The following is a 229-nucleotide window of genomic DNA, read 5'->3' as shown; positions in this document are numbered from 1 at the left end:
AACGCGATCAGCAGGGCGATTATCTGTCCCGCCATCCTCACCCCTCCCGAAGCCCCTTCCGAAAAAATATTGGGGGGGTTACCCTTCGTTCCCGAATCTCCCTCTCCAGGTTGGGGGGGGCCCGCTTCTCCCGGCGTATCGGTTCCCGATACCAAAATTTCCCCATGGATGGACCCCCCCGGGCCCGCCATCAACCTCGCGGCCAAAAAGAGGGGGACCGAATTGCCTA

Annotated in this window: 1 protein-coding gene; it reads right to left on the bottom strand. The window is 61.1% G+C overall.

Annotated features, from left to right (window positions below; all coding sequences use genetic code 11):
* On the bottom strand, nt 1-229 hold a 229-nt coding region (locus KVT34_RS31555; protein WP_217563423.1), incomplete at both ends, for a hypothetical protein.

It is taken from the genome of Paenibacillus sp. GbtcB18, from assembly GCF_019091125.1.
In the GTDB taxonomy this organism is placed as follows: Bacteria; Bacillota; Bacilli; order Paenibacillales; family NBRC-103111; genus Paenibacillus_F; species Paenibacillus_F chitinolyticus.
Note: the sequence above shows the minus strand (reverse complement) of the source record. Positions and strands in the feature narration are given on the sequence as shown.